This window comes from Allobrachymonas denitrificans DSM 15123, from assembly GCF_900110225.1.
Taxonomy (GTDB): Bacteria; Pseudomonadota; Gammaproteobacteria; order Burkholderiales; family Burkholderiaceae_C; genus Brachymonas; species Brachymonas denitrificans.
In genome coordinates this window covers 1225392-1247046 of the sequence record NZ_FOCW01000001.1, presented here as the reverse complement: position 1 = coordinate 1247046, position 21655 = coordinate 1225392, and the positions used below count along the sequence as shown (strand labels likewise).

Sequence of the window (21655 nt, the reverse complement as noted above, 5' to 3'; positions counted from 1 at the left end):
TCAGCCTCCGGTCACGGGCGGCAGGATGCCCACTTCGGCGCCATCGGGCACGGGCACCTCGCCATAGGCCATCTGGCGGTTCACTGCCATGCGGAACACCTGGCCAGGCGCCAGCGCCTCGGCCCATTGCGGGCCGCGGTCGCGCAGGTGTTGCAGCAAGGCATCGGTGCTGCCGCCATTCCATGCCAGTTCTTCGCTGTCCCGGCCCACGCGGTCGCGCAGCACACCGAAATACAGAATCCGGATCATGTCTCTCCTTGGTTGATGGTGGGCATGGCGGTCATCATAGGGGAAAGACAAAGGCCGTTCACTCCACCGGCCTGCGTAGCGGCTACGTCCTTGGACGTAGATTTTCATGGAAGCCCTCCTTCTCTCGGAGAGCGTCTGCCTCGCAGTTGTGAAACGGGCATGGCCAGCCACTACACTAGGGCGCTACCCCAACTTCCCGAATGGAATGCCATGTCTTCCCTGACGCACTTCGATGCCACCGGCCAGGCCCACATGGTGGATGTGGGCGAGAAGGCGGAAACCCGCCGCCGCGCCACGGCCACCGGCCATATCACCATGCAGCCCGAGACCTTTGCACTGCTGGATCAGGGGCAGGCGAAGAAAGGCGACGTGCTGGGTGTGGCGCGGCTGGCGGCGATTCAGGGCACCAAGCACACGGCGCTGCTGATTCCGCTGTGCCATCCGCTCGCGCTGACGCATGTGGGTGTGGAGTTCGAGAAGGAGGCAGCACTGCATCGCGTGCATATCCGTGTGACGACGGAGACCGTGGGGCGTACCGGCGTGGAGATGGAGGCGCTTTCCGGCGCCATGGCCGGTTTGCTGACGGTGTATGACATGCTCAAGGCCGTAGATCGCGGCATGCAGATCGATGGCGTGCGTCTGCTGGAGAAGCTGGGAGGCAAGAGCGGGCACTGGCAGGCAGAGGAGCGCCCGGCTGACTGAGCTGGCGAGACGCGAAGCTGAGTGGATCCGTTGGAACGGTGAATGAAAGCCCCCTGAAACGACAAAGCGCCCTGAGAGGCGCTTTTGCATGCATCCGGTCAGCACACCGGATGCGGAATGGCGTCAGCGACGCCCTGCTCTCACCAGGAACGCACGCGACCGGTATCGATATGCACGAACTGGCTGTCGGGGTAATAGCCCACACCACCCCCTTCCAGCGACTTGGCCGCATCGCGCAGCTCGGCCAGCGGCACGCCGGGCAGGCGCACGTCTATGGCCTTGCCTTCCATGTGCAGGCTCTTCTTGGCCACACCGCCGCCACGCGTGTTGCGCAGCGTGTTGTTGGTCACCGGGCTGCGATAGCCGGAAATGACGTCGAAGGACTGGCTGGTACCCAGCGCCTGGCGCACGCGGTACAGCAGATCGAACAGGCCCGGATCCATGGTGCCGACGATGCCGCTGTAGTGGTCGCGCAGAAAGGTGTTGAGGCGCGTGATGGATTGCGGCAGGAAGTTGTCACCCACGGCATAGACCAGCGAAATGCGTTCGTTGGTGTGCAGGTGGTTGAAGGACAGACCGCGGGACGAGGGAATGGAAGCGAGAGCGCTGCCGCTGCCAATGGCGAGAGTTCCGGCGGCGGTGGCACGGAGGGCGGAACCCAGGAAATAGCGGCGGGAAGGAGTCTTTGTCTGATTCATGAATGATGGCAACCTGAATGCGTGCGGGGCAACCTGACTTGGAGCGTCAGGCGTCGTCAAAGTTTCGTGCACTGCACAAAAAACAGGAAAAAAAGCAGGCTGCCGATGTACTGCTGCAACAGACCGCTCACCCCATGTAACAGTCATGAAAAACTGTCCATGGGACTCATTGTAGGGAGGGTGCGCTGGCGGCGCTACTGTTTTTTTGTAACGGCGTCGCAGACTTAGGCGGTACTCTTGTGGTTTTACCTTGTGCCAGCAGGTCAGCCAGCTTGCGGTCGTGGCCGTACAGGTCGGGGAAGAACAACAGCTGTCCGTTACTGATCACGGTCGTCATGTAAGTGATGACTACCGGCAGCGGTTCCTTCAGGCGCACGGTGGTTGCCTTGCCGGCACCCATGGCCTTGCGGATGCGATCCTCGGTCCAGGCAGGATCATCCTGCAGCACGAACTTGGCGAGCTGCACCGGCTCTTCCACGCGGATGCAGCCGTGGCTGAAGTCGCGCTTGGTGCGCTTGAACAGGCCGGGCGACGAGGTGTGGTGCAGGTAGATGTTCTGGTTGTTGGGGAACACGAACTTGATGTCGCCCAGCGCGTTGCTCGGGCCGGGCTTCTGGCGGATGCGTGCCGTACCGTTGAGTACGCCCTGCAGGCCACCCTGCCCCACGATCTCGAAGCCGTTGCGTGCCATGTAGCCAGGATCGCGACGGATCTTGGGGATGGTTTCGGATCGTGCGATGGAGGGCGGCACGTTCCAGTACGGGCTGAACTCGATGTAGCGCATGTCCTCGTCGAACATGGGGGTGCGCGTGTCCAGCGCCTTGCCCACGATGACGCGCATCGAGACCTTGGGTTCGGGCTGGCCGCCGGCGTTGTCATAGGCGCGCAGGCGGAACTCGGGCACGTTCACCACGATGGTGCGATGGCCCTGCAGCAGTGGCGTCCAGCGCAGGCGCTCCATGGCCAGCGCGATGCGGTCGGCACGCTGTTTGGGCGATTCGTTCAGCTTGTCCAGTGTGGCCTTGTTGAGTACGCCGTTTTCGGGCAGTCCGTAGCGCTGCTGAAAGGCCTTGACGCCATCCTGCAGGGTGCTGTTGTAGGTGGTGGGTGCCGCCGTACCTGCAGGCAGATCGCCCATGGCGACCAGACGCTGCGTCAGCATGGCCAGCCCTGACCAGGCCTGTCCATTGCCCAGCTTGCCGCCCTTGGGCAGTGCCGGCAGGGAGCCGGTCCACGCGGGGTCGCCGGCCAGCTGGCGTTCGCGCTCCAGTGCCTTGCGCAATTCGTCGTACATGGGAACGCGCGGCGTGGCTGCGTCGAAGGCGCTGGCGAGGTTGCCCATGCCCAGCGCCTCGCGCAGCGCCGTCGGGGCATCGAAGGCTTTCCAGTCGGTCTTGTTGGCGTCGTAGTGCTCACGGATCTGGCGCGGGTCCACGCGACCGTTGCGCAGATGGTGGAGGTACAGCTCGACCTTTTCGGTGAGCTGGGCATCCAGGGTGGAAGCACTGGCCGGGTCAAGCGGCCTGCCCTGGCTGGCCTGCACGGTCTGCAGCAGTTGCGCGCCGCCGTAGTGGCCGGGATTGAGGCCGTCATTGCCGGCATTGGCGAGGCGGCGGGCAGCCTCCAACGCCACCGGTCGCAGCATGTTCTGCTCATTGACCCAGAGCGAGGATGCCCATGTCTGGGGCACAGCCATCAGGCTGGCCAGAGCGAGGGACGCAGGAATCAGTCGGGAAGGAGTAAACAGCAACTGCACCATGGATCAAGACCTGAAAAAAAGCGGGCTGCAGACAAGGGTCTGGAGCCCGCAAAATGTAGCACACCCGTGCTCATTGACGAAGCAGGGTTAGCACCCTGCGCTTGTTTCGTTGCTGCCTTACATCCCCAGGTAAGCCTGGCGCACCTCATCGTTGGCGAGCAGTTCGGGGCCCGGGCCGCTCAGCGTCACGGAGCCGGTTTCCAGCACATAGCCGCGGTCGGCAATCGCCAGCGCAGCGGCCGCGTTCTGCTCGACCAGCAGAATGGTCATGCCGTGCGACTTGAGCGACTTGATGACGTTGAAGACCTCTTCCACCAGCAGCGGCGCCAACCCCATGGAGGGCTCGTCCAGCAGCAGCAGCTTGGGGCGGCCCATCAGGGCACGGCCGATGGCGAGCATCTGCTGCTGGCCGCCGGAGAGCGTACCCGCAGGCAGATTGCGCTTTTCCTTGAGGATGGGGAACATGCCGTAGACCTTCTCCATGTCCTCCTGCAGATGCTCTTTGGGCTGCGTGAAGGCGCCCAGACGCAGGTTGTCCTCGATGGAGAGCGGGCCGAACACCTGGCGGCCTTCCGGGCTCTGGCAGATGCCGCGGCGCACGCGCAGGTCGGCACGCAGCCTGGAGATGTCTTCCCCTGCAAACATGATCTTGCCGGCCGACATGGGCTGCACACCCGAGAGCGTGCGCATGAAGGTGGTCTTGCCGGCGCCGTTGGCACCGACGAGGGCCACCAGCTCGCCCTTGTGCACTTCCACATCCAGGCCCTTGAGCGCCTTGATGCGGCCGTAGCAGCTTTCCATGCCGGTGACGGACAGCAGCAACTCACCCGTGGGCTTGGCCGTGCCGGTGGTCAGACTGCCTGCCTCGTGCGCGCCCAGACCGACCGACGCCGGTGCCAGGTTGACCAGGCGGTGGAACAGCTGTCGGAATTCGGCCTTGGCTTCGCCCCCGAAGACCGGATCGGCGTTGTTGCCGAAGGCTTCGTCGATGGATTGCCAGTCTTCTGCCGTGAGCGATGTACGCGCCAGCGGCATCACGTCCTTTTCCTCGGTGCGGATGTGTGCCTTCACGCTCTGGGCATACGTGCGCAGCGCCTCGACGAAGTCTTTACGGTGCGTCTCGTCCTGCATGGCGCTGTTCATCTTGCCACGCAGGGCAAGCAGCATTTCCGGGCCGTTGCGGTGCTCGGCCTGCAGGCGATCGAGTACGGCTGCGGCTTCCGGACTGCGCTGGCGCAGCGCCGGGAACAGATGATGGTCTTCCTTGGCGTGGTGGCAGCCATCCATGAACTGGTCGATGTAGTCGAACAGTGCCGTGAAAAAGCCGGTGTCCACCTGCTGGCCCTGCTCGATCTCGCTGGCGAGCGAATCGAGCGTGGCCGCAACGCGCCACAGGTTCTGGTGTTCTTCGATGATGATGCGCAAGGCTTCCATGGTGTTTCCTTCGGACGGCTCAGGCATGTGCGCCCAGGTAGGCGGCAATCACGTCCGGGTTGTTGCGGACTTCCTCGCGGGTGCCTTCGGCCAGCTTGCGGCCGTAGTCCAGCACGAGAATGCGTTGGGACAGGTTCATCACCATCTTCATGTCGTGTTCGACCAGCACGCAGGTCACGCCGCTTTCGGCCACCTTGCGGATCAGCTCGTCGATTTCATGCGTTTCGGTGTGGTTGAGGCCGGCGGCCGGCTCGTCCAGGAACAGCAGCTTGGGCTGCATGGCCAGCGCGCGGGCAATTTCCAGGCGCTTGAGCGCGCCGTAGGACATGCTGTCGGCACGGGCACCGATCTGGCCACCCAGACCGACGAAGCGCATCAGCTCGGCCGCCTCCTCGCGCAATGCGGCATCGCGTCTGGTGATGGATGGCAGGTGCAGCGCGCCCTTGATCAGGTTGCGGTCCAGGCGCAGGTGGGCGCCCACCATCACGTTCTCCAGCGCCGACATGTTCATGCACACCTGCAGGTTCTGGAAGGTGCGCGCCATGCCGCGGCGGGCCAGTTCGTCAGACGACTTGCCCTGGATTTCCTCGCCGTTGAGCTTGATGGTGCCGGTGGTCGGCTTGTAGACGCCGGTGATCAGGTTGAACAAGGTGGTCTTGCCGGCGCCGTTGGGGCCGATGACCGCATAGATCATGCCAGGATCGATCTTGAAGGACACGTCATTGACGGCCTTGACGCCCCCGAAATGGATGGAGAGGTTCTGTACGTCGAGCATGGACATGGTCAGTCGCCTTTCTTGCCGAACTTGCTGGCCAGCGTCGGGACGATGCCCTTGGGCAGGAAGATCATGAACAGCATCAGGATCGCGCCGAAGATGACGGTTTCCCAGCCTTCGAAGGTGGCCAGCGCCTGTGGCAATGCCGTCAGGAGCGCAGCGCCCAGCAGGGAACCCCAGACCGAGGCCATGCCGCCGACCACCACCATGGTGATCAGTTCGATCGAGTGGAAGAAGTCGGCGAAACCCGGCGTGACCATGCCGACGTAGTGCGCCATCACGCTGCCCATGATGCTGGCGAACACCGCCGACATGGTGAAGATGGTGACCTTGTAGCGCACCACGTTCACGCCCACCACGCGGGAGGCCACTTCGGAGCCATGCAGGGCACGCAGCGCGCGTCCGAACGGGGAGTCGATCAGGTTGAGCGACGCCCACACGCTGACGACCAGGAAGATCGCAACCACCCAGTACCAGTGACGGTCGCTGCTCAGCTCCAGCCCGAACAGGCCCATGGTCGGCAGCGGCATGCCATCGGGACCGCCCGTGAGCTGGGACTCATTGCGCAGCACGATGTTGACCAGAATGCCCAGGCCCAGCGTCGCCATGGCCAGGTAGTGGCCCTTGAGGCGGAAGATCGGACGGGCGATTGCCGCAGCCAGCAGGCCGCAGATCACGGCGCCAGCCAGCATGGCCGGCAAGGGATGCCAGCCGAAGTGCGTGGGCAGCACCGCCGAGGCGTAGGCACCGATGCCGAGGAAGCCGGCATGGCCCAGGCTGATCTGCCCGGCAAAGCCGACCAGCAGGTTCAGGCCCAGCACCACGATGGCGTTCATGGAAATGCGGATCACCAGATCGAGATAGAACGCGTTGCTGATGACGAAGGGAGCAATCGCCAGCGCCAGCGCCAGGACTCCCAGGGAGATGTACATGGATGTCTTGCGCATGATTTACACCCGGTCGGTAGATTTGCCGCCAAACAGGCCACGCGGCATGAAGAACAGCACCAGCAGGATCAGGATGAACGGAATCGCGTCCTTGTAGGCCGAGGAGATGTAGCCGGCGCCCATGGATTCCAGGATGCCGACCAGCAGACCGCTGACGACAGCGCCCAGGCCATTGCCCAGACCGCCCACCACGGCTGCCACGAAGCCTTTCAGGCCAAGCATGATGCCGACGTCGTAGGACGTCATGGTCACCGGCGTCAGCAGGATGCCGCCCAGTGCGCCCAGCGCGGCAGACAGCGCGAAGCTGACGAACAGCACCTTGCTGGTGTTGATGCCCACCAGTTGGGCCGCCGTTTGGTTGACGGATGTGGCCAGCATGGCCTTGCCGGACAGCGTGCGGTTGAAGAAGTACCACAGGGCCACTACCACGATGGCGGTGACGCCCAGCACCCACAGGCTCTGCGGCTGGATGGCGGCGCCCAGGATGTAGATCGGCTTGTCGCCAGAGAAGGCCGGCAGGCTGAAGGTGCCCTTGCCCAGCCAGACCTGGATCAGGCCGCGGATGAACAGCGAAGCGCCGATGGTGATGATGATCAGCGTCACCGTCTCGGCGCCCTTCACGGGTTCGATGGTGACTTTTTCCATCACGATTCCGACAATGGCCGGAATCAGGATGGCCAGAATGAATGCCACCGGCAGCGGCAGGCCTGCGTTGGTGAAATACACCGCCAGCATGCCGCCCAGCATGATGAATTCACCCTGCGCGAAGTTGATGACGTTGCTGGAGTTGTAGATCAGCGTGAAGCCTAGGGCAGCCAGCGCGTAGGTGGATCCTACGGTGATGCCCGAGAACAGGTACTGCAGGAACTCTGCCATGATGGGTCTCCCTTGGGTCGGTGGGTCCTGCAGTTCAGGCTTGCGCCATCCACTGCGGTGGGCGTTTGTCGAGGAAGGCGGTGATGCCATCCTTGGCTTCTTCGGTGGCGCGCTGGGCCGCGATGCGGCGCGCGGTTTCCTCGGTAGTGGCGTCGTCGATCGGGCGCGCGTTGACGGCGCCGACCAGCTGTTTGGCCGCGAACTGTGCGCCAGGGCCGCAGGTCAGCAGCGTGTCAGCGAGCTTCTGCACGGCGGCGTCCAGATCCTGCAGCGGCACCACCTCACCCACCAGACCCATCTCGAGCGCGCGGCGGGCGCCGATGCGTTCGGCGCTCTGGAAATAGCGCAGCGCATGGCGCGGGCCAATGGCACGCAGCACATAGGGGCTGATCACGGCAGGGATGATGCCGAACTTGACTTCGGAGGTGGCAAAGCTGGCGTCCTCGCTGGCGATGGCCATGTCGCAGGCCGCCGTCAGGCCGGTGCCGCCGCCCAGCGCAGCGCCTTGCACGCGGGCAATGGTCGGCTTGCGCATGCCGGAGAGCGCACGCAGCATGCCGGCAAAACGCAGCGCATCGGCGCGGTTCTCGGCCTCGGTGTAGCCGGAGGCGCGCTTCATCCAGTTCAGGTCGGCGCCGGCCGAGAAATGCTTGCCGCGGCCAGCCAGCACGACGATGCGCACGCTGTCATCGGCATCCAGTGCGGTGCAGGCAGCATGCAGATCGGCGATCAGCTGTTCGTCAAAGGCGTTGAACACGTCCGGACGGTTCATCCAGAGCGTGGCGACAGCGCCCTGCCGCTCGATGTCAAGGGTCTGGTACATAACTCTTGTCGAAAATCGGTGGGCCATGCGCGCAACACGCCAGGCCCGGAAATCGGGGGGATGCGCAGCCGGGAGGCCAGGCACTGCAGCCAGTGCCCTGCCCCGCTGCTGCGATCCCGGATCAGGGACGCAACTCACGCCGCGCCCACGGGGATCAGCTGATTACTCGACCAGCGTCCACTTGCCGTCCTTGACCTCCAGCATCTTGAATGCGGACAGGTCCAGGCCGTTGTGGTCTTCGGCAGACATGTTGAACACGCCACCGGTACCCACGAAGCCCTTGGTGTTCTCGATGGCATCACGCACCTTGGCCTTGTCGGTGCCGCCAGCCGTCTTGATGGCTTCCACGGCCATCAGCAGGCCGTCATAGGCGTGGCCACCGAAGGCGGAGGGTTCCTGGTTCCACTTGGCGCGGAAGGCATTGTTGTAAGCCTCGACCACGGGCTTCTGCTTGTCGTCGGCCTTGAGGGCTTCGGGAGCGAGCTGCGGGGAAGCAGGCATGCGCACGCCGTTGGCAGCGTCGCCAGCCAGCTTCAGGAACTCGTTGGAAGCCACGCCGTGCGACTGGTACAGCGGCTGCTTGATGTCAAGCTGGCGGTAGTTCTTGGTGGCCACAGCCGGGCCCTGGCCCAGACCGAAGATCAGCACGGCCTGCACATCCGGCGTGCCCTTGATCTTGGTGAGCTGGGCGCTCATGTCCGTGTCCTTGGGACCATAGGTTTCATTGGCCACGATCTCGATGCCGGACTTGGCTGCCACACCCTCGGTTTCCTTCTTGCCGGACTGGCCGAAGCCGCTGGTCTCGGACAGCAGGCCGATCTTGGTGATGCCGCGCTTCTTCATGTCTTCGAAGACTTTCTCGGCAGCCATGCGGTCGGTGTGCGGCGTCTTGAACAGCCACTTCTGCGTCGGCTGGGTGATCACCACGGCGCCGGCCAGCGAGATCATGGGCACGCCAGCCTTGTCGACCAGCGGAGCGATGGCCATGGTGGAGCCGGTGGTGGTGCCGCCGACGATCACGTCGACCTTGTCGTCCTCGATCAGACGCTTGCCGAAGCTGTTGGCCTTGTTGGCGTCGCCGCCGTCGTCATAGTGCACCAGCTCCAGCTGGCGGCCGTTCACGCCGCCCTGCTTGTTGATGTCCTCGACGTACATCTGCAGGGTTTTCAGTTCCGGATCACCCAGGAAAGACGCCGGGCCGGTCACGGACAGGACGGAGCCGATCTTGATCGGGCCGTTGGCATCGCCGCCGGTGGCAGCCGGAGCGCCGCCTGCAGCGCTGGTGCCTTCTGCGGGCTTGCTGGCTTCCTTGGAATTGCAGGCCGTGAGCATGGCGGCGCCGGCCAGCATCAGGGCTGTAACTGCCAGCGAGCCGCCGGTCTTGAGGGTGTGCTTGGTCATCATCTTCTGTCTCCTTGGTTGGTTTTCTCTGGTCAAACGCGTTCGATAATCAGGGCAATGCCTTGCCCCACTCCGATACACATGGTGCACAGGGCGTAGCGGCCGCCCTGTCGTTGCAGCTCGTAGGCGGCGGTGGTCACCAGGCGCGCACCGCTCATGCCGAGCGGGTGGCCGATGGCGATGGCACCGCCGTTGGGATTCACATGGCCGGCGTTGTCCGGCAGGCCCAGATCGCGCAGCACGGCCAGCGCCTGTGCGGCAAAGGCTTCGTTCAGCTCGATCACGTCCATCTGGTCCAGGCTCAGGCCTGTCTGGCCGAGTACCTTGCGCACGGCAGGCGCCGGGCCGAAGCCCATGATGCGCGGCGCTACGCCGGCGGTGGCCATGCCGACCACGCGGGCGATGGGCTTGAGGCCGTAACGGCCTGCGGCTTCTTCAGACGCCACCAGCAGCGCGCAGGCGCCGTCGTTCACGCCGGAGGCATTGCCTGCGGTGACCGTCAGGTCCGGGCCGTTCACGCCCTTGAGCCTGGCCAGCATGTCCAGCGTGGTTTCCGGGCGCGGGTGCTCGTCCCGCGTGAACATCTTGGGATCGCCCTTCTTCTGCGGAATCGCCACCGGAATCAGCTCGGCATCGAAACGCCCTGCTGCATCGGCTGCGGCCCAGCGCTGCTGTGAGCGCACGGCGAAGGCATCCTGGTCTTCGCGGGAGATGTTGAAGTCCTGCGCCACGTTGTCCGCCGTCTGCGGCATGGAATGCGTGTCGTACAGCTTTTTCAGTACCGGGTTGGGAAAACGCCAGCCGATGGTGGTGTCGTAGATCTGCGCGCTGCGCGAGAAGGCGCTTTCCGCCTTGCCCATCACGAAGGGCGCGCGCGACATGCTCTCCACGCCGCCAGCAATCATTAGGCCGGCCTCGCCCGCCTTGATGGTACGCGCAGCCAGGCCCACGGCATCCATGCCGGAGCCACACAGGCGGTTGACCGTGGTGCCCGGCACCTCGATCGGCAGGCCGGACAGCAGCCCCGCCATGCGCGCCACGTTGCGGTTGTCTTCGCCGGCCTGGTTGGCGCAGCCGTAGATGATGTCATCCACTGCCGTCCAGTCCACGCCGGGATTGCGCTCCTGCAGCGCCTTGATCGGCAGTGCCGCCAGATCGTCGGCACGCACCGATGCCAGTGCCCCGCCGTAACGCCCGATGGGCGTGCGGATGGCGTCGCAAATGAAAGCCTGTGCCATGGCGGATTACCTTTCCTTGGAACGCTGGTCCAGAATGCGCACGGCCTTGCCGGTCAGCGTGCGCGGAATGCCATCCGGCTGCATCACGGTGATCTTGGTCGAGACCCCGATCAGTGTCTTGATGTGATGTTGCAGTTGCTTGACAATGTCTCGCACATCGGCATCGGGCAGGTCGGCAGCATCGCGCTGCAGTTCGCAACGCACTTCCAGGTTGTCCATGTGGCCGTCACGGCTCACCACCAGCTGGTAGTTGCCGGCCAGACGCTTGTCGCGCAGGATCTGCTCCTCGATCTGCGTTGGGAACACGTTCACGCCGCGGATGATCAGCATGTCGTCGGAACGGCCGGTGATCTTGCCCATGCGGCGGAAGGAGCGCGAAGTGGGCGGCAACAGGCGCGTCAGGTCGCGCGTGCGGTAGCGGATCACGGGCATGCCTTCCTTGGTCAGCGAGGTGAACACCAGTTCACCCAGCTCGCCGTCCGGCAGTACGCGGCCGGTATCGGGATCGATGATCTCGGGATAGAAATGGTCTTCCCAGATCACCGGGCCGTCCTTGCTCTCGATGCACTCGCTGGCCACGCCGGGACCCATCACTTCGGACAGGCCGTAGATGTCCACCGCATCCAGACCCAGCTTCTTCTCGATCTCGGCACGCATGCCCTCGCCCCACGGCTCGGCACCGAAGATGCCGACCTTGAGCGAACATTCCGCCGGGTCGATACCCATCTTCTCGAACTCTTCGGCAATCACCAGCGAGTAGGACGGCGTCACCATGATGATGTCCGGCTTGAAGTCCTGGATCAGCTGCACCTGCTTCTCGGTCTGGCCACCCGACATGGGCACCACGGTACAGCCGGCGCGCTCGGCCGCATAGTGCGCGCCCAAGCCACCGGTAAACAGGCCGTAGCCGTAGGAGATATGGCAGATGTCGCCCGGACGGCCACCAGCGGCACGGATGGAACGCGCACCCAGATCTGCCCAGTTGTTGATGTCATTCCTGGTGTAACCCACCACCGTCGGCTTGCCCGTCGTACCGGAAGAGGCATGCAAGCGCGTGATCTGCTCGCGCGGCACGGCAAACATGCCGAAGGGATAGTTGTCGCGCAGGTCCTTCTTGGTGGTGAAGGGAAACTTGGCCAGGTCGGCCAGGGTCTTCAGGTCGTCCGGATGCACGCCTGCCTCGTCGAACACCTGCTTGTAGTGCGGCACGTTCTCGTAGGCATGGCGCACGGTCCACTGCAGACGCTGGAACTGCAGGGCCGCGATTTCGTCACGGCTGGCGGTCTCGATCGGTTCAAGATCGCCGGGTTGGGGTTGCTTGACAGTCATGGTTCTCCTCCATCCTTGTTGTTTGGTGGGCCCAGGCTCAACCGGCCTGTTGCAGCCCGGCGATCACTTCGCCCTGAATGCGGTAACTCTTGCCGCGGAACAGCGCCACGGTCTTGCCGCCAGCCACGCGCACGGTGATGTCGTAGACACCGGTGCGGCCGGAGAGTGAGCGTTCGACGGCCTCTGCCTCCAGCAGGTCGCCTTCCTTGCCCGGCGACAGGAAATCGATATGGCAGGCCGATGCCACGGTGTTGTGGTTGTAGCTGTTGCAGGCGTAGGCAAAGGCGGTGTCGGCCAGCGTGAAAATCAGGCCGCCATGGCAGATGTGGTGGCCATTGACCATGTCGGGGCGCACCTTCATCGTCAGCACGGCGTAGCCGGGGCGCACCTCGACAATCGCCATGCCCAGTGCCTGAGCCGCCTGGTCGCGCGACCACATGGCCTCGGCCACAGCCAGTGCGAGCTGCTGCTCGGCCGTGTTGTTACTCATGGAACTTCCTTCCTTCATCGATACGTTGCTGCAGCAGCGGGGAAATGCGGTAGCGATCCTCGCCGTAAATGTTTCCGAGATGGGCCAGGGTGTCGCGCACCGCCGGCAGGCCAACCTGCTCTGCCCACAGCAAGGGGCCGCGCGGGTAGTTCACGCCCAGCTGCATGGCGGCATCGGCGTCGCCGGCGCTGCACACACCCTGGTTGACGGCATCGGCGGCTTCGTTGGCCAGCATGGCCACGGTTCGCATCACGGCCAGGCCCGGAATGTCCTTGAGCGGCGACACCACAAGGCCGGCTGCCTGGAACAGGCCGACGGCATCCTGCACCGCCTGCTCGCGGGTGCTTGGGGCTGCCGTGAGCGCGACGCGCTTGGCCTGGGTGTAATCCAGCGCCAGATCAATCAGCACGGTGTTCTCGATGCCGTTCTGCGCTGCGCGACGGGCGGCAGTGCGGCCGTCCGTAAGATAGATCACTGCCTCACCCGCCTCGGCAATACGCCCATCGCCGTTGGCCGGCTTGCGCGAGAAGTCGATGCCCTGCAGATGCAGGCGCTGCGCCAGCCCTTCGGCGGCCGGTGTTTCACCGACAATCGCCACGCTTGCCGGCGCACGCATGGCTGCAAAAGCCTGCGCTTCGGGGCGGACTGCGCCTTCGGCGTAGTCAAAAAAGCCCCGGCCGTTCTTGCGGCCCAGAAAACCCGCCTCCACCAGCTCCTGCTGCAGCAAGGAGGGCTGGAAACGCTTGTCGTAGAAGTAGGCGCTCCACACCGACCTGGTGACGGCAAAGTTCACGTCATGGCCGATCATGTCCATCAGCTCGAAAGGGCCCATGCGGAAGCCACCGGCATCGCGCATCACGGCATCGATGGTGGCGTGATCGGCAGCGCCCTCCTGCACCAGACGCAGCGCCTCGGCGTAGTACGGACGCGCCACACGGTTCACGATGAAGCCGGGCGTGGACTTGGCATGCACGGCTCGCTTGCCCCAGGCAGTCGCGGTGTCGAACAGGGTCTGCGCCACTGCGGCATCCGTCGCCAGCCCGGAAACGATCTCCACCAGTTTCATCAGCGGAGCCGGATTGAAGAAGTGCATGCCGGCCAGACGCTGCGGGCGCTTGAGCGCGGAGCCGATCGCCGTCACGGAAATGGAAGAAGTGTTGGTGCCGAAAATGCAATCCGGCCCCACGATGCCTTCGAGTTCGCTGTACAGGCCCTGCTTGGCTTCCAGCTTCTCGACAATGGCTTCCACGACCAGACCGCAATCCGCCAGCTCCTGCAGGCTTTCCACAGCCGTCAGGCGACCGGAAGCCGCAGCAGCATCCTCCTGCGACAGCTTACCCTTGGCGGCCAGCTTGTCGAATTGCTGGCGGATGCCGTCCACGGCCTGCCCGGCCGCACCGGCGCGATTGTCGAACAGGCGCACCGGATGGCCGGCAGCCGCAGCCACCTGGGCAATGCCGGCGCCCATGGCACCGGTCCCCACCACGCCGATCACCCTCTGCAGAGGCAATGCCGCCATCGTCATTCCCCCTTGAACTGCGGCGCGCGCTTGGCCATGAAGGCAGCCACACCTTCGTTGTAGTCGTGGCTCCAGCCCAGTTCGCGCATGAAGCCGCCCTCCATGGCCAGCTGCTGCTCCAGTGTGTGGCCGGGTGCCGCATGCATGGCCTGACGCGTGCGCACCAGCGCCTTGGTCGGTGCCTGGGCCAGCATCTGCAGCAGCTTGTCGACGTGCGCCGCAAATTCATCGTCAGCCACGGCAGCCCAGATCAGGCCCCAGTCGGCCGCCTGTTGGGCAGACAGCTTCTCGGCCAGCAGCGCCAGGCCCATGGCACGCGCCATGCCCACGCGTTGCGGCAGGAACCAGGTACCGCCGGTATCCGGCACCAGACCGATCTTGCTGAAGGCCTGCAGAAAGGAGGCAGACTGCGTGGCAATCACCAGATCGCAGGCCAGTGCGACCGAAGCCCCCGCGCCGGCAGCGATGCCGTTCACGGCAGCCACGGTCGGCACGCGCAGGTTTTGCAGACGCAGGATCAGCGGACGGTAGTTGCGCTCCACCACGGCGCCCAGGTCGGCCATCTTGCCTTCGCCGGCATTCATGTCCGGGTCAGCCAGATCCTGGCCGGCGCAGAAGCCGCGGCCGGCGCCGGTCAGCAGAAGCACGCGCACGCTGGCGTCCTGCTCCAGCTGGTCCAGCGCATGGCGGATTTCCGCATGCATGGCACCGGTGAAGCTGTTGAGCTTGTCGGGGCGGTTCAGCGTCAGGCGGGCGACGCCGTCCTGCACGCTGTAGAGAATGTTCTGGTAGTCCATGCCGTCCTCACGCATGCTCGCGGTATTGCACCACGACGAAACGGTTGGCCACAAAGCCCAGATCGGTATAGGAAGCGTTGGCACCCGGGTTGCCACCGGTGCCGTGGTAGTCGGAGAACGCTGCCGACTGGTTCACGAACACGCCACCCGTCAGGTTGATGGACAGCGCCACCTTGGAACGCTGCGTCGCCTTGATCATGGCGTTGATGACGTCACGGCTGGTGGAATACACGCTCACCGTCAGCGCGCCGCACTCGCGCACCAGACGCTCGGACAGCGCAACAGAGGCGGCTGTATCCGCCGTCTTCACCACAAAGCTGATCGGGCCGAAGCGCTCTTCCATGTAGGCCTTCTCGTCGGCCGCATCCACCGCCACCAGCACCGGCGTGCTGACCACGGCATTCGGAAACTCGGGGTTCTCCAGCTTCTGCGGCGCCAGAATCACGCGGCCATGCACACCGGCCGCCGCTTCGTTGATGCGGTCGGTCGTGGCACCGGACTGGATCGCGCCCAGCACCGCATGCGCCACTTCGGGTTTGGACAGGAAGCCGCTAACGGCCTTGGCCAGGTCATTGCAGACATCGTCGTAGCTCTTGTGGCCTTCGTCCGTCTCGATGCCGCCGGCCGGCACCAGAATCGCCTGCGGAGTGGTGCACATCTGGCCGGAATACAGCGACAGCGTGAATGCCAGATTGCGCAGCATGGCCTTGTAGGCATCGGTGGAGTCGATCACCACGTTGTTCACGCCGGCCATTTCGGCGTACACGGTAGCCTGCTTGCAGTTGTCGATCAGCCAGTGGCCGAAGTGGTTGCCGCCGGTGAAGTCCACCGAACGCACGCCGGCATGCGTCACCAGCTTCTGCGTGTCGGCATGGCCGCTGGTCACGCACAGGCTCACCAGGTTGGGATCAACGCCCTGCTCCTTCAGCACCTCGCGCATGGTACGCACGGTGATGGCAGCCGGCAGGATGGAGTTGCTGTGCGGCTTGACGATCACGGCGTTGCCGGTTGCCAAAGCAGCAAACAGGCCCGGGTAGGTGTTCCAGGTCGGGAAGGTGCCGCAACCGATCACCACGCCCACGCCCTTGCCGACCAGCTCGAAGTGCTTCTTCATCACCAGCGGCGGGTTCTTGCCCTGCGGCTTTTCCCAGTGCGCGTTGGGCGCAGACAGCATCTGCACCTGGTGCGCCGCCACTACGGACTCGAGGCCGCGATCCTGCGCGTGCGGGCCGCCGGCCTGAAACGCCATCATCCAGCCCTGGCCGGTCGTCTGCATCACCGCATGGGCAATCTCGAAGCTCTGCTTGTTCAGGCGCTCCAGCATTTCCAGACAGACACCGGTGCGGCCTTCCAGGCCCAGCGCCTGCCAGGATTCCATCGCCTTCTCGGCAGCCGCCACCAGCGTATCCACGTCGCAGGCGGGGTATTGCACGTTCAGTTCAGAGCCGTAAGGAGACTTTTCGCTGCCCTGCCAGCCATTGCTGCCCGGCTGATCGAGCTCGAACTGCTTGCCCAGCAGCGCGTCAAACGCCTGCTTGCCGGCAGCCGGAGCATCCTCGCCATAGACCTTGGGGCTGGGCATCTCGTTATAGGCAGACCAGTAGCTGCGCTCGCCAAAGGCCTTGAGGCCTGCTTCCAGCGTGGCCTTGTGCTTCTCGTACAGGGGATGGCTCATTGTTGTCGTCTCCAGTTCAGCAGCTGTCTGGCGCTGCGGGTTTGGCACTTGTTGTGCTACACGAATCGTTGTTGAAGCGGATTTTATAGTATCAATTGCACCAAACCACACTAGGGTTTACGATTAGTGGAATGCATTCCGAAAGAAGCAAGAATGGCGTAAATCTATCGATAAATCATGTGGATAGATCATTATCACGTTCTCTTCAATGTGCTGAAAACCGAGCGAATTGCTCCAGTTTTCTACCAACGTGATACACATTTCGATTGTTTTTATTTTTCGTGTGTTATAGTTTTTCCAGACCAGCCAGTCCAGGCTGGCATTGCACCGTACCAACCACCCTTGAGGAGATGAGACATGGCCAGCCATAAGGAACGCTTTGCGGACAAGATGGAATTTCCGCCCGAGATCGAACAACCCAACGTGTACCCCCTGTCCTGGGAATCGCACACCAAGAAGCTGCAGGAAGTGTGGGAAGCCGCCCTGCGCGAGAACTGGGAACCCGAAAAACTGCCCTGGGACACGCTGGACGTGGACAGCTACTCCTGGGAAGAGCGCGAAGCCATCGCCTACTGGTGGACCCTGCTCTCCGTGTTCGACGCCTCCGCGCCGCCGGTGTTCGCCGAAGCCCTGATCAAGACCTACGAAGTGCATGAGGAAGATCCCGTGCGCAAGTGTTTCTTCTCCGTCCAGCGCGACGAGCAGAACCACGAAATCATGTGCGGCCTGGCCATCACCAAGCTGCTGGGCCATCCCGACCCCATCACCTACGAGCCCAAGACCGAACTGGGCAAGCGCCTGCAGAAGAACACCAAGTGGCTGTACTTCAACGGCTCCCGCTACTGGACCGGCTACAAGCAGGCCGTGCCGAAGTACTCCCTGGCCGTGCTGTTCAGCTCCTTCCTGATGGGCGAAATCGCTGCCGCCACCATCTTCAAGCAGATGTACGAGAACAGCCGCGAGGCCGTGTTCAAGGAAGGCTTCAAGAACATCGGCCGCGACGAAGGCCGCCACATGGCCATCTGCATGGCCGTGATGGAGCGCGACTATCCCAAGATCGCCGAGGAAACCAAGGCCGTGGTCACCAAGCAGATCCGCGCCGGCTACCTGTTCCTGTCCGCCGTGCTGTTCGAGCCCCCGATGGAATTCTGGGACCTGCCCGAAGACTTCATCGCCAACCAGCGTGAAGCCGAGGAAGTGGCGCGCATGGCCGGTTTCGGCATCCCCACCTACGAAGCCAAGCTGGAAAACTGGAAGAACGCCATGCTGAACCTGAAGGGTGTGCTGGACCGCTACAACATTCCGTTCCCCGCCATCCCCGAAGTCGGCATCACCGGCCAGGAAGTGTCCGACATCGACATGGAAGACATCATTCCGGTGTTCTGATTTCCGGAAAATTGCCGGTCAGGCCGTGTGCAAGCGCGGCCTGCCTGTACTACCGCCCCACGGCGGTTTCCCGGTGCGCTTCCCCTGGGAGTGCACCCGAAAACCCCCACAAGCAGACGATAACCAGAAAACATTCAGGAGACACACATGGCCCGCATCGTGATGCAGCCTTCCGGCAAATCCGTCGAGTGCGCCTATGGCGACACCGTGCTCATGTCATTGGAAAAGGCGGGCTTCGCCCTGCCCAACAACTGCCGTGCCGGCGCCTGTGGCGAGTGCAAGGTCAAGGTCCTGTCCGGCCAGTTCGACCAGGGCATGGTGCTGGACATGGCCCTGTCGCAGGAAGACCGCCGCCAGGGCTTCGGCCTGATGTGCATGGCCAAGCCGATTTCCGACGAACTGGTAATCGAATGGGGCACGGAAGACGCCAAGCCCAAGCTGTTCCCTCCGCGCGAAAACGCCCTCTTCGTCGTGGTCGACAAGCGCGTCGTTGCCGCGCGCGTGGTCGAACTGCGCCTGCGCCCGGTCGGCAAGCCGCTGCGCTACTGGCCCGGCCAGTATGTCACCCTGGGTCCGGGCAACGATGCCATCCCGGCACGTGCCTTCTCCATCGCCAACGCCCCGCGTCCCGATGGCGAACTCACACTGCAGATCGCCCGCTCCGACGACGGCCCGACCAGCCAGTGGGTGCATGACACCCTCACCATCGGCGACAACGTCAAGCTCTCCGGCCCCTACGGCACCTTCATCGGCGACCCGGCGGTCGACACTCCGATTCTGTGCCTGGCAGCCGGAACCGGTCTGGCTCCCATCATGGCGCTGGCCGAAACCGCCCTGCGCCGCGGGTTCCGCAAGCCGGTCACCCTGCTGTTCTCCGCCCGTACCGAACCCGATGTGTATGGCCACGGCATGATGGCCTGGTGGCGCACCAAGCACCGCAACTTCGACTACAAGGTCACCCTCACGCGCGAACAGAAGGACGGTTTCCTGCAAGGTCGCGTCAACGAGGTGCTGCCCGGCCTGTTCCCCGACCTGTCCAAGCACACCATCTTCGCAGCCGGCAGCCCGGAGTTTGTTGCCACTTGCGTGAATGCCGTCAAGGCACTCGGCGCGCAGGACGGCATGATCTACACTGAAGGGTTCTTTGCGCAGCAACAACCCACGGTGGCCGATGCCTCCCACCTGCTGAACACGGCCAACTGAGGCCGTTCAGATCCAGCATCCGGGGACGGCCCGTCCCCCTTCAGCGGTGGGGTGCGTCTGCACCGCACCGCTTTTTTGCCAGTCAGGAGCCACTTCATGATCCAGCCAGACAAGGACAGCAAGAACGGCGTGCAGTCGCTGGAAATCGGACTGTCAGTAGCACGCGTGCTGGTCAACAGCCAGGGGCCGATGATGCTCAAGGATATCGCCCTGCAGGCCGACATGCCCCCGGCCAAGGCACACCGCTACCTCGTCAGCCTGATCCGCGCCGGCATGGTGATCCAGGACCCGGCCACCTCGCATTACGACCTGGGCCCCTTTGCACTCAACATTGGTCTGGCCGCCGTCAACCGCATCGACCGCATCCGTCTGGGCCTGGAAGCCATCTCGCGCCTGCGCAACCAGATCAACGAAACCACCGCCCTCGCCGTCTGGAGCGCCAACGGCCCGGTCATCGTGCGCTGGGAACGCCCGCGCCGCCCGATCACGGTCAACGTGGTCACCGGCGTGAGCGTGGAACTGCTCAACAGCGCCAGCGGTCTGGTGTTTTCGGCCTGGCTGCCGGAGCGCCGTACCTCTGCCCTGATCCAGGCCGAACTCGCCCGCCAGCCCGCTGACGCGCCCATTCAGACCATGGCCGATGTGCAGCAGCGTCTGGCAGAGATCCGCGAAAAAGGCATCGTGGCCATCGGCGAGCATTACTTTGCCGGCGGCGTGCAGGCGCTGGGCGCACCGGTGTTCAATTTCCGCAACGAAATCACCATGGTGATGGTGGTTGTGGGCATTGTCGGCATGAGCGATCTGGGTGAAGACAGCATGGCCATGCACGCGCTGCGCGAAGCGGCCCAGGCACTGTCCCGCCAGCTAGGCTCCACACAGCCGGACGCACAGGCCTCGCGCCTCAACCACATCGACGCGATCCCGGGCGGGTAAAACGCTGCGTCGGCCTTCCTATAATTGCGTATTTGACCCAGCGGAACCCGCCGCATGCCCGCCACCCTCATTCAGGCCCATCTCGACGCCTTCAGCCAGCAACGCCGTATCCGCGCCGGATCGCTCATCATCTCTGCTTTCGGTGATGCGATCCATCCGCGTGGCGGACGCATCTGGCTGGGCAGCCTGATCCGCCTGCTGGAGCCTTTGGGTGTCGGCGAACGCCTGATCCGCACCACGGTCTTCCGTCTGGCCCAGGATGGCTGGCTACGTACCGAAGCCCACGGCCGCCGCGCCGACTACCTGCTTACCCCCGCCGGCCAGCAGCGCATCGAAGATGCCGCCCGCCACATCTACGCCTCCAGCACCCCGGTCTGGGATCGCCGCTGGCGCCTGATGCTGGTGGTGGGTGACATTGCCGGACGCCAGCGCGACCAGCTGCGCCGCGCCCTGTTCTGGCAAGGCTTCGGCCTGCTCGGCACCGACTGCTTCATCCATCCCAGCGCTGATCTGGACGCCGCCTCCGACGCCCTCATGGCCGACGGCATGGGCGAATTGCTGCATGAACTGATGCCGCTGCTCGCCGTGGAAAACCATTTCGGCAATTCGGCGCGCGATGTCGACATGGTGCTGCGCGCCTGGAACCTGGAGCAGCTGGGCAACGACTACGCCGAGTTCGTGGCACGTTACCGTCCGCTGATCGAATCGTTGCGCCAGCACTTGGGTGACGTGATTCCGGACGAAACCGCCTTCCTGCTGCGCACGGTGCTCATCCACGAATACCGCCGCCTGCTGCTGCGTGACCCGGAACTCCCCGCAGAACTGCTGCCCCATGACTGGCCCGGCAACGAAGCCCGCCTGATGTGCCGCGAGTTCTACCGCCGTCTGCTGCAGCCGTCCGAACGCCATCTGGACCAGCACCTGCAATGCGCCAACGGCCATGTGCCTGCGGCACAACCGCTGCTGTACCAGCGTTTCCAGACAGAAGATCCGTTCCAGAACCATCTGCGCCCGGCCCCCTGAAATTCGGGGTGTGGTTTATGACAACGCAGTCATAAAGATGACACGCAATATACCCAGAATCGTGCTTGAACCCCTTTCAAGTCCCTGGGTGTCATCATGCAAGAGAACAAAGACCTGCACTACCAGCTCGCTACCTGGAAAGCCATCGCATTCGCCGCAGCCGACTGCCTGATGGAACGTTGCGACAATCCCGCCCAGACCTACGCCGAAATGGAAGCCACCCTGCTCGACTTTCCGGGCAGCACCGGCATGCCTGAACTGAGCAAGCCTTTTCAACAGGCCCTGCGTGAATTGAAAGAGATGGCGCTGCGCGAAACCAGCGTAGCCTGATTCTCACAATCGGCAGGACTGGCAGCATCGCGTCCGGCGCTGCCTGTCACTTTCTTTGCAACAGTAGC

General features: G+C 63.8%; 21 protein-coding genes and 1 pseudogene. 6 read left to right on the top strand and 16 right to left on the bottom strand.

The genetic code is table 11. From position 1 onward, the window contains the following. Entirely contained in the window at positions 1 to 249 is a 249-nt protein-coding gene (locus tag BMW28_RS05760) for a MoaD/ThiS family protein (protein WP_091814928.1), read from the bottom strand. Positions 250 to 459: 210 nt separating this feature from the next. On the opposite strand from BMW28_RS05760, the gene moaC reads away from it, so the two are divergent. Next, positions 460 to 951 (top strand): cyclic pyranopterin monophosphate synthase MoaC, encoded by a 492-nt coding sequence (gene moaC / locus BMW28_RS05755; protein WP_091814926.1) that lies wholly within the window; start codon positions 460 to 462, stop codon positions 949 to 951. Between the two features lie 140 nt (positions 952 to 1091). Here the strand turns inward: moaC and BMW28_RS05750 are convergent, their stop codons facing one another. From BMW28_RS05750 to paaN, 15 genes and pseudogenes are all read right to left on the bottom strand, one after another. After that, entirely contained in the window at positions 1092 to 1649 is a 558-nt protein-coding gene (locus BMW28_RS05750) for a peptidoglycan L,D-endopeptidase MepK (protein WP_091814925.1), read from the bottom strand. Between the two features lie 166 nt (positions 1650 to 1815). After that, positions 1816 to 3408 carry a L,D-transpeptidase family protein gene (locus tag BMW28_RS05745; protein ID WP_234969993.1) on the bottom strand — a complete coding sequence of 531 codons (1593 nt, stop codon included), beginning with the start codon at positions 3406 to 3408 and terminating at the stop codon, positions 1816 to 1818. A gap of 117 nt (positions 3409 to 3525) precedes the next feature. Next, positions 3526 to 4227 (bottom strand): ABC transporter ATP-binding protein, encoded by a 702-nt coding sequence (locus BMW28_RS13125; protein WP_234970043.1) that lies wholly within the window; start codon positions 4225 to 4227, stop codon positions 3526 to 3528. A 216-nt stretch (positions 4228 to 4443) separates the two neighbouring features. Next, a pseudogene (locus BMW28_RS13120) lies at positions 4444 to 4842 on the bottom strand (hemerythrin domain-containing protein); the annotation flags it as partial. Positions 4843 to 4861: 19 nt separating this feature from the next. After that, complete coding sequence (locus BMW28_RS05735) at positions 4862 to 5623, bottom strand: ABC transporter ATP-binding protein (RefSeq protein ID WP_091814923.1); 762 nt, start codon at positions 5621 to 5623, stop codon at positions 4862 to 4864. Between the two features lie 2 nt (positions 5624 to 5625). After that, positions 5626 to 6564, bottom strand: a complete 939-nt coding sequence (locus BMW28_RS05730; RefSeq protein WP_091814921.1) for a branched-chain amino acid ABC transporter permease — start codon at positions 6562 to 6564, stop codon at positions 5626 to 5628. 3 nt (positions 6565 to 6567) lie between these two features. Then, a complete protein-coding gene (locus BMW28_RS05725) occupies positions 6568 to 7440 on the bottom strand; it encodes a branched-chain amino acid ABC transporter permease (RefSeq protein ID WP_091814918.1) in 873 nt (290 codons plus the stop codon). Positions 7441 to 7474: 34 nt separating this feature from the next. After that, a complete protein-coding gene (locus BMW28_RS05720; protein WP_091814917.1) occupies positions 7475 to 8263 on the bottom strand; it encodes an enoyl-CoA hydratase/isomerase family protein in 789 nt (262 codons plus the stop codon). Positions 8264 to 8425: 162 nt separating this feature from the next. Further along, positions 8426 to 9667: an ABC transporter substrate-binding protein gene (locus BMW28_RS05715; protein WP_234969992.1), complete on the bottom strand. Its 1242-nt coding sequence runs from the start codon at positions 9665 to 9667 to the stop codon at positions 8426 to 8428. A 29-nt stretch (positions 9668 to 9696) separates the two neighbouring features. After that, positions 9697 to 10902, bottom strand: coding sequence for a 3-oxoadipyl-CoA thiolase (gene pcaF, locus BMW28_RS05710; RefSeq protein WP_091814914.1), 1206 nt, complete (start codon positions 10900 to 10902; stop codon positions 9697 to 9699). 6 nt (positions 10903 to 10908) lie between these two features. Then, positions 10909 to 12231, bottom strand: a complete 1323-nt coding sequence (gene paaK, locus BMW28_RS05705; protein WP_091814911.1) for a phenylacetate--CoA ligase PaaK — start codon at positions 12229 to 12231, stop codon at positions 10909 to 10911. Between the two features lie 37 nt (positions 12232 to 12268). After that, positions 12269 to 12721, bottom strand: coding sequence for a hydroxyphenylacetyl-CoA thioesterase PaaI (gene paaI / locus BMW28_RS05700; RefSeq protein ID WP_091814909.1), 453 nt, complete (start codon positions 12719 to 12721; stop codon positions 12269 to 12271). Beyond that, positions 12714 to 14240, bottom strand: coding sequence for a 3-hydroxyacyl-CoA dehydrogenase PaaH (gene paaH, locus BMW28_RS05695; RefSeq protein WP_091815562.1), 1527 nt, complete (start codon positions 14238 to 14240; stop codon positions 12714 to 12716). Before paaH ends, paaI begins: the two co-directional genes overlap by 8 nt. Positions 14241 to 14242: 2 nt before the next feature. Further along, a complete protein-coding gene (paaG, locus tag BMW28_RS05690) occupies positions 14243 to 15037 on the bottom strand; it encodes a 2-(1,2-epoxy-1,2-dihydrophenyl)acetyl-CoA isomerase PaaG (protein ID WP_091815560.1) in 795 nt (264 codons plus the stop codon). A 7-nt stretch (positions 15038 to 15044) separates the two neighbouring features. Then, positions 15045 to 16712 (bottom strand): phenylacetic acid degradation protein PaaN, encoded by a 1668-nt coding sequence (gene paaN / locus BMW28_RS05685; protein ID WP_091814907.1) that lies wholly within the window; start codon positions 16710 to 16712, stop codon positions 15045 to 15047. Positions 16713 to 17069: 357 nt separating this feature from the next. Here paaN and BMW28_RS05680 point away from each other — a divergent pair, with 357 nt between their 5' ends. From BMW28_RS05680 to BMW28_RS05660, 5 genes are all read left to right on the top strand, one after another. After that, positions 17070 to 18098, top strand: a complete 1029-nt coding sequence (locus tag BMW28_RS05680; RefSeq protein ID WP_091814905.1) for a hypothetical protein — start codon at positions 17070 to 17072, stop codon at positions 18096 to 18098. A 147-nt stretch (positions 18099 to 18245) separates the two neighbouring features. After that, positions 18246 to 19301 carry a 2Fe-2S iron-sulfur cluster-binding protein gene (locus BMW28_RS05675; protein ID WP_091814902.1) on the top strand — a complete coding sequence of 352 codons (1056 nt, stop codon included), beginning with the start codon at positions 18246 to 18248 and terminating at the stop codon, positions 19299 to 19301. 96 nt (positions 19302 to 19397) lie between these two features. Then, complete coding sequence (locus tag BMW28_RS05670; protein ID WP_091814900.1) at positions 19398 to 20234, top strand: IclR family transcriptional regulator; 837 nt, start codon at positions 19398 to 19400, stop codon at positions 20232 to 20234. Positions 20235 to 20288: 54 nt separating this feature from the next. Further along, positions 20289 to 21257, top strand: a complete 969-nt coding sequence (gene paaX, locus BMW28_RS05665; RefSeq protein WP_200785720.1) for a phenylacetic acid degradation operon negative regulatory protein PaaX — start codon at positions 20289 to 20291, stop codon at positions 21255 to 21257. A 96-nt stretch (positions 21258 to 21353) separates the two neighbouring features. Further along, positions 21354 to 21587, top strand: coding sequence for a hypothetical protein (locus BMW28_RS05660; RefSeq protein WP_091814897.1), 234 nt, complete (start codon positions 21354 to 21356; stop codon positions 21585 to 21587). Positions 21588 to 21655 lie beyond the last annotated feature (68 nt).

Excerpts from the sequence above, each read along its gene's own strand:
- BMW28_RS05760 (WP_091814928.1), bottom strand. The coding sequence starts at position 249 with ATGATCCGGATTCTGTATTTCGGTGTGCTGCGCGACCGCGTGGGCCGG.
- moaC (WP_091814926.1), top strand. The coding sequence starts at position 460 with ATGTCTTCCCTGACGCACTTCGATGCCACCGGCCAGGCCCACATGGTG.
- BMW28_RS05750 (WP_091814925.1), bottom strand. The coding sequence starts at position 1,649 with ATGAATCAGACAAAGACTCCTTCCCGCCGCTATTTCCTGGGTTCCGCC.
- BMW28_RS05745 (WP_234969993.1), bottom strand. The coding sequence starts at position 3,408 with ATGGTGCAGTTGCTGTTTACTCCTTCCCGACTGATTCCTGCGTCCCTC.
- BMW28_RS05735 (WP_091814923.1), bottom strand. The coding sequence starts at position 5,623 with ATGTCCATGCTCGACGTACAGAACCTCTCCATCCATTTCGGGGGCGTC.
- BMW28_RS05730 (WP_091814921.1), bottom strand. The coding sequence starts at position 6,564 with ATGCGCAAGACATCCATGTACATCTCCCTGGGAGTCCTGGCGCTGGCG.
- BMW28_RS05725 (WP_091814918.1), bottom strand. The coding sequence starts at position 7,440 with ATGGCAGAGTTCCTGCAGTACCTGTTCTCGGGCATCACCGTAGGATCC.
- BMW28_RS05720 (WP_091814917.1), bottom strand. The coding sequence starts at position 8,263 with ATGTACCAGACCCTTGACATCGAGCGGCAGGGCGCTGTCGCCACGCTC.
- BMW28_RS05715 (WP_234969992.1), bottom strand. The coding sequence starts at position 9,667 with ATGATGACCAAGCACACCCTCAAGACCGGCGGCTCGCTGGCAGTTACA.
- pcaF (WP_091814914.1), bottom strand. The coding sequence starts at position 10,902 with ATGGCACAGGCTTTCATTTGCGACGCCATCCGCACGCCCATCGGGCGT.
- paaK (WP_091814911.1), bottom strand. The coding sequence starts at position 12,231 with ATGACTGTCAAGCAACCCCAACCCGGCGATCTTGAACCGATCGAGACC.
- paaI (WP_091814909.1), bottom strand. The coding sequence starts at position 12,721 with ATGAGTAACAACACGGCCGAGCAGCAGCTCGCACTGGCTGTGGCCGAG.
- paaH (WP_091815562.1), bottom strand. The coding sequence starts at position 14,240 with ATGGCGGCATTGCCTCTGCAGAGGGTGATCGGCGTGGTGGGGACCGGT.
- paaG (WP_091815560.1), bottom strand. The coding sequence starts at position 15,037 with ATGGACTACCAGAACATTCTCTACAGCGTGCAGGACGGCGTCGCCCGC.
- paaN (WP_091814907.1), bottom strand. The coding sequence starts at position 16,712 with ATGAGCCATCCCCTGTACGAGAAGCACAAGGCCACGCTGGAAGCAGGC.
- BMW28_RS05680 (WP_091814905.1), top strand. The coding sequence starts at position 17,070 with ATGGCCAGCCATAAGGAACGCTTTGCGGACAAGATGGAATTTCCGCCC.
- BMW28_RS05675 (WP_091814902.1), top strand. The coding sequence starts at position 18,246 with ATGGCCCGCATCGTGATGCAGCCTTCCGGCAAATCCGTCGAGTGCGCC.
- BMW28_RS05670 (WP_091814900.1), top strand. The coding sequence starts at position 19,398 with ATGATCCAGCCAGACAAGGACAGCAAGAACGGCGTGCAGTCGCTGGAA.
- paaX (WP_200785720.1), top strand. The coding sequence starts at position 20,289 with ATGCCCGCCACCCTCATTCAGGCCCATCTCGACGCCTTCAGCCAGCAA.
- BMW28_RS05660 (WP_091814897.1), top strand. The coding sequence starts at position 21,354 with ATGCAAGAGAACAAAGACCTGCACTACCAGCTCGCTACCTGGAAAGCC.